The following is a 5,771-nucleotide window of genomic DNA, read 5'->3' as shown; positions in this document are numbered from 1 at the left end:
GTAACCACTCTGGTTTGACCGTCACGCCTGAACTACTCCGATAATTTTTGCCTATATCTGTAATCTCCTAGCAAGTCTCGACCCACTCAAGGCAGAATATGCTATGATGATTTAGCTGAAAATTTTCGGGATGTAGCGCAGCTTGGTAGCGCACTTCGTTCGGGACGAAGGGGCCGCAGGTTCGAATCCTGTCATCCCGATTAAAGACAATCAAGGTGTAATCTGTTCTATGGTTAAGTAGATAGGTGTTAAAAATTGTCAGTAAGTAGCTGGTTATAATTAAATTAAAAATGGATTTTAGGTTCGATCCCCCCTTAATCCCCCCTTGATAAGGGGGGTGCCGATCCCCCCTGCCCCCCTTGATAAGGGGGGTGCCGATCCCCCCTTAATCCCCCCTTGATAAGGGGGGTGCCGATCCCCCCTTAATCCCCCCTTGATAAGGGGGGTGTCTGACAACTTTTAACGCCTACCTACTTAGATCATGAAAATTGAGGAATTACTCAAAAACAAACGAGAAAAAATCATTGCTATTGCTGCTAAACACGGCGCAAATAACGTGCGAATCTTTGGTTCTGTCGCACGGGGAGAAGCTGACGAAAAAAGCGATATTGATTTATTAATTGATTATTGTAGCGAACGTCGGAGTCCCTGGTTTCCTTTGCCGTTAATTCGAGAACTCGAAGCTTTGTTAGGCTGCAAAGTTGATATTGTTACCGAACAGGGACTTAAAGATAGAATCAGAGAGCGGGTACTTAAAGAAGCAATACCACTATGAGAGATGATACCGAACGCTTGCGGGATATTTTAGAAGCAATTGAGCGGGTAGAAAAGTATGCTCCACAGGGAAAAACCGTGTTTGAACAACAAGAATTAATTCAAACTTGGATTGTCTATCATTTACAAATTATTGGTGAAGCAGCTAGAGCAACTTCTCAAGAATTTCAAGCAAGATACCCCGAAGTTCCTTGGCGAGATGCCAGCGATCTAAGAAACTTAACTATTCATGAATATTTTCGTATCAATCTAGAGATTATTTGGGATATTGTTGAAAATGACATTCCTCCTCTAAAACAACAAATCGAAGCTATTTTACAGGAATTGATTTGACGAAACCCAGTCCAATTATTTAAAACTGTTGGGTTTTAGGTTCGATCCCCCCTGCCCCCCTTGATAAGGGGGGTGCCGATAGGCGGGGGGATCCCCCTTGATAAGGGGGGTGTCGATCCCCCCTTAATCCCCCCTTGATAAGGGGGGTATCTGATAATTTTTAAAGCCTACCTACTTAGTAGGTTGATTCATGAATCAATCTACTAAGCACGACGTTTTGACAAATTTTCAGCTATTTATTCCGAGAAATCGAATTAAAACTTTGCCAGATAAGGAAAGGCAAATAATCGTGAGCCGCCGTTAGGTGATGAGTTTTTTACTCAAAAAACAGTATCTTTTTCGCCATCAAAGCAGTAATTAGCTATTCAACTAGGTCAAGATCAATTACAATGGTTAAAAGCTCAAGGAAAGGGATATGAAACAGGAATTGACCATATCTTGCGGGAAGTGATGGCACGCCAGCACCAGTGAAAAACATCGAAATAAAAATTGTCAGATCCCCCCGCCTATCGGCACCCCCCTTATCAAGGGTAGATCCCCCCGCCTATCGGCACCCCCCTTATCAAGGGTAGATCCCCCCGCCTATCGGCACCCCCCTTATCAGGGGGGGCAGGGGGGATCAGAGTCCAAAATCTATCTTCTCTTTGATTATAACTACTTAATTTACCTCCTCTAAGCCCATGTCTAGATTATTAATCAGCCAGTATCAGGCGGAAGTTGAGAAGATTGTCCAATATGGCGGCAGTCGCAAGGAAACTTCGATTAGAGTCGCTTTTCAGAATTTGTTAAATGACTATTGCAAGGCGCGGGATTTTTTGTTAATTCCGGAGTTGGATTATCGCACTAAGTCGGGAAAAGTTGTCTATCCTGACGGGACGGTTAAGGATGCTTTACGGTTAGATTGGGGATATTGGGAAAGTAAGGATCAATACGATAATTTAGATGAAGAAATTGAGAAGAAGTTGGCGAAAGGCTACCCCAATGACAATATTTTATTTGAAGATTCCCAGACGGCGGTTTTAATTCAAGGAGGAGAGGAAAGACTGCGCGTCTCGATGCGCGATGATGAGGCTTTGGATGGGATTATTAATGCTTTTATTAATTATGTACGTCCGGAGGTTGAGGATTTTCGAGAGGCGATTGCTAGTTTTAAGGAAGATTTACCAACAATTTTAGAAGCGTTGCGGGGTTTAATTGCGTTGCAGTCGGAGACGAATCGGAATTTTGTGACAGCGCGGGACAATTTTTTAGAGATTTGTCGCAAGTCAATCAATCCAGAAATTAGTCTGGAAGATGTGCGAGAGATGATTATTCAGCATATTCTGACAGAGGATATTTTTATCAATATTTTTAATGAGTCTCAGTTTCACCGGGAAAATAATATCGCCAGGGAATTACAGGGAGTGATTGAAACTTTCTTTACTGGTAATACCAAGCGCAATACTTTAGGGACTATTGAACGTTATTATGCGGTAATTCGGCGGACAGCGGCGAATATTTATAACCACCACGAGAAGCAGAAATTTCTCAAGGCGATTTATGAGAATTTTTATAAAGCATACAATCCGAAAGCGGCGGACCGGTTGGGAATTGTCTATACACCCAATGAAATTGTCCGTTTTATGATTGAAAGTGTCGATTATTTAGTCCACAAGCATTTTGGTAAGTTGTTGGCGGATCCAGGAGTAGAAATTTTAGATCCGGCGACGGGGACAGGAACTTTTATAACGGAGTTGATTGAGTATTTACCGAAGGATAAGTTACGGTACAAGTATAAGCATGAGATGCACTGTAATGAGGTGGCAATTCTGCCTTATTATATTGCGAATTTGAATATTGAGTTCACCTACAAGCAGAAGATGGGTGAGTATGAGGAGTTTGAGCATATCTGTTTTGTGGATACCCTAGACCATGCTGCTTCTAATATCAAGCAGATGGATTTGTTTGCTATGTCGGCGGAGAATACCCAACGGATTCATAATCAAAATGACCGCAATATTTCTGTAATTATTGGTAATCCTCCTTATAATGCCAGGCAGGAGAATTTTAATCAAGGTAATGCAAATCGAAGTTATGAAGCGATTGACAAGTGCATTAAATATACTTATATCAAAGAAGGTAAGGCACAGAATCAAATTGTCGTCTATGATATGTACACTCGCTTTATTCGTTGGGCTTCGGATCGATTAAATAAAAATGGTATAATAGCGTTTATTACTAACTCTTCTTTTATCGATGCGTTGGCTTATGATGGATTTAGAAAAGTAGTAGAGAATGAGTTTAGTGAAATTTATATCATTGATTTAGGTGGTAATGTCAGGAAAAATCCTAAACTTTCAGGGACAACTCATAATGTTTTCGGTATTCAGACGGGGGTGGCGATTAGTTTGATGGTGAAGCGAGAAAGTAATAATCTTCCTTGTCGAATTTTATATACTCGCCGTCCTGAATTGGATACAGCAGCGCAAAAATTAGAGTTTTTGTCATCGACAAAACTTAATCAGCTTGATTTTGAGCATATCATCCCAGATAAAAAACATAATTGGCTCAATCAATCAGATAATGACTTTTATCAACTGCTACCCTTGATTGATAAGGATGTCAAAAGTGGCAAGTCTGAGAAAGCTGTGTTTAAGTTGTTTTCATTGGGTGTAGTAACCAATCGAGATGAGTGGGTATATGATTCTCTCAAAGAGAGTTTAATAAATAAGATTAGTTTTTTCATTGAAAAATACAATTACTCTGTTGAAAATCAATTACAAGACTTTTCAATAAAGTGGAGTTCTTCTTTAGAGAATTTCTGGAAATCTCGAATAAAGTCTGATTTCGATGATAATTTAATTCAATTATCTCTATATAGACCTTATTTTAAGCAATTTCAATACACAGAAAAATTATTTAATCATCGATTGACAGAAAACCATTACGAGATGTTTTCATTAGATCTAAAGTCTTTTAATAAGATAATAGCTTTTTCTGGCATTAGTTCAAGCAAGCCTTTTCATTGTCTTTCCTGTGATTTATTAATTGGTTTAGATACACTTGAAAAAACTCAATGTCTCCCCCTCTACTACTACGAGAAAGAAGGAAACCGCATCGATAATATCACCGATTGGGGATTGCAACAATTCCAAAAACATTACAACGATAAAACCATCACCAAACTCCACATCTTCCACTACACTTATGCAGTCCTTCACTACCCGGAATATCGCAGTAAATATGAATTAAACCTCAAGCGAGAATTTCCGCGACTTCCCTTTTATGATAACTTCTCTCAATGGGTAGAATGGGGAAGCAAACTAATGGAATTACATATCAACTATGAAACCGTCGCACCCTACCCACTAACTCGCATTGATACTAATAATAATCTCAAACCGAAAACTAAACTAAAAGCTGACCGAGAAAAAAATTCTATCAACCTTGATGATGTCACTTTCCTACAAGATATTCCCAAAATTGCTTGGGAATATAAACTCGGTAATCGTTCGGCCTTAGAATGGATTTTAGATCAATATAAGGAAAAGAAACCCAAAGATCAAACCATCGCCGAAAGATTTAATAACTATCGCTTTGCCGATTATAAAGAAACAGTAATTGACTTATTACAACGAGTCTGTACTGTCAGCGTCGAAACCATGAAAATAATAGAAGCGATGAGACATTAAAAAGATTGCTTCCGGGGAATCTTATTCTACACCCCACACCCTGCCTCCAAGAAAAACTTTTTGCCGCAAACCCTAAGTAGGGAGGCATAATTATTTGTAGGATGGGTTAGCGGTAGCGTAACATGAGCGGGCGTTGGGTTTCATGCTTCAACCCAACCTACGTTCATCTTATATTTAATTCCACCCACCCACTTACTTTCTATTCTTGTCTAAGTTGTTGTAGTTTTTCTGTCTCTTGTGCGGGTGGTTGTATAGTTTTTTTTGCGGGTTATTCTCAAGCGTTCGGCTATTCTTGCCACTGTCGCCACACTTAACACTATACCAGTTCTTTCTAGGAATAGTGTTGATAGTTCAGCTAGAGTTGCGTCATTATTTTCCTCAATTAACGTACCGAGGACGAGCATTTGTTCTGGCGTGAGTTTTAAATGACGTCCACATCGATAAGTCTTCGGTCGAAGATCTCCCGTTTCTCGATATTGTTTCAAAAGCTTTTGTACGAAACTTAGGGTTACGCAGAATCTTTTCGCTAATTGTCTTTGAGAGATGGGTTCGTTATAATAACAGTCGAGGATTTTCTGACGGAACTCTACTGGATAGGATTTCATTTTTTGTGCGGTTTAGCTATCGATGACATTATACTTCATATTTGTGAGAAAGAAAGAAAATTGAGACGAGGCAACCCTACCGCTCAACTACTAGGGTTGATTCAAGGTAGGGTTGATTCATGAATCAACCCTACCACCCACATCGGGGGGCAAGGGGAGATTCAGCTAATCTAAGGATAGGCGGTTAAGATGCGTCTTAGCTTAGTGGGTTTTCTGGCGCGACCCAAGCGATCGCTAAAGATGTTATTATCTAGGGTCTGCTGAATAAATCTAAAAACCTTGTTGGATAAGACTTTTGGACTTTTTTCCCCTCAAAAAGTGCCAGCCATTGCGGGGATCGGGGGAAAATTCAGGTACTTTTTCCCTGAAAATTAGGTAGTTGACCACC

Annotated in this window: 5 protein-coding genes and 1 tRNA gene; 5 read left to right on the top strand and 1 reads right to left on the bottom strand. The window is 40.0% G+C overall.

What is annotated here, in order from left to right; translation table 11 throughout:
* Positions 1-126 precede the first annotated feature (126 nt).
* The 5 genes from PX481_RS18470 to PX481_RS18450 all read left to right on the top strand — a co-directional run bounded on the left by PX481_RS18470 (position 127) and on the right by PX481_RS18450 (position 4,778).
* Positions 127-200 (top strand) — tRNA-Pro (locus tag PX481_RS18470).
* Positions 201-481: 281 nt separating this feature from the next.
* Positions 482-775 carry a nucleotidyltransferase family protein gene (locus tag PX481_RS18465; RefSeq protein WP_002760266.1) on the top strand — a complete coding sequence of 98 codons (294 nt, stop codon included), beginning with the start codon at positions 482-484 and terminating at the stop codon, positions 773-775.
* Positions 772-1,107: a HepT-like ribonuclease domain-containing protein gene (locus tag PX481_RS18460; protein WP_002760267.1), complete on the top strand. Its 336-nt coding sequence runs from the start codon at positions 772-774 to the stop codon at positions 1,105-1,107. Before PX481_RS18465 ends, PX481_RS18460 begins: the two co-directional genes overlap by 4 nt.
* Positions 1,108-1,470: 363 nt before the next feature.
* Entirely contained in the window at positions 1,471-1,578 is a 108-nt protein-coding gene (locus tag PX481_RS18455; protein WP_265795881.1) for a BrnA antitoxin family protein, read from the top strand.
* A 209-nt stretch (positions 1,579-1,787) separates the two neighbouring features.
* Complete coding sequence (locus PX481_RS18450) at positions 1,788-4,778, top strand: type ISP restriction/modification enzyme (protein ID WP_288026738.1); 2,991 nt, start codon at positions 1,788-1,790, stop codon at positions 4,776-4,778.
* 209 nt (positions 4,779-4,987) lie between these two features.
* On the opposite strand, the gene PX481_RS18445 is transcribed toward PX481_RS18450, so the two are convergent.
* On the bottom strand, positions 4,988-5,383 hold the full coding sequence (locus PX481_RS18445; RefSeq protein WP_288026736.1) for a helix-turn-helix domain-containing protein: 396 nt from the start codon (positions 5,381-5,383) through the stop codon (positions 4,988-4,990).
* Positions 5,384-5,771: the final 388 nt, after the last annotated feature.

It is taken from the genome of Microcystis sp. M53603_WE2 (assembly GCF_030065435.1).
The sequence above is the reverse complement of the archived record's forward strand: the minus strand, read 5'-3'. Positions and strand labels throughout refer to the sequence as shown.

Excerpts from the sequence above, each read along its gene's own strand:
- PX481_RS18465 (WP_002760266.1), top strand. The coding sequence starts at position 482 with ATGAAAATTGAGGAATTACTCAAAAACAAACGAGAAAAAATCATTGCT.
- PX481_RS18460 (WP_002760267.1), top strand. The coding sequence starts at position 772 with ATGAGAGATGATACCGAACGCTTGCGGGATATTTTAGAAGCAATTGAG.
- PX481_RS18450 (WP_288026738.1), top strand. The coding sequence starts at position 1,788 with ATGTCTAGATTATTAATCAGCCAGTATCAGGCGGAAGTTGAGAAGATT.
- PX481_RS18445 (WP_288026736.1), bottom strand. The coding sequence starts at position 5,383 with ATGAAATCCTATCCAGTAGAGTTCCGTCAGAAAATCCTCGACTGTTAT.